1 pseudogene is annotated in these 254 nt (G+C 44.9%); it reads left to right on the top strand.

Annotated features, from left to right (window positions below):
• A pseudogene (locus tag AB4585_RS23805) lies at positions 1-252 on the top strand (DUF2189 domain-containing protein); the annotation flags it as partial.
• Positions 253-254 lie beyond the last annotated feature (2 nt).

The raw sequence follows: 254 nt of genomic DNA, 5'->3' as shown, positions 1-254 counted from the left end.
GTCGTATTCAGTATTTCAGTATTCTCAATGCCACTGATGCTAGAGCGCAGGGTAGATATTATGACCGCGGTATTTACCAGCTTTAACGCTGTTCGCAGCAATCCAGGACCAATGCTAGTATGGGCTGCAATGATTTGTGGTGGCGTATTGATAGGATTTGCAACTTACGGGATCGGCATGATAGTCACCATGCCAATTCTTGGGTATGGCACATGGCATGCTTATCATGCCACCATTCAAAAGAAGCACTAATT

The organism is Vibrio sp. 10N.222.49.C9, assembly GCF_041474985.1.
Lineage (GTDB): Bacteria > Pseudomonadota > Gammaproteobacteria > Enterobacterales > Vibrionaceae > Vibrio > Vibrio crassostreae_C.
Note: the sequence above shows the minus strand (reverse complement) of the source record. Positions and strands in the feature narration are given on the sequence as shown.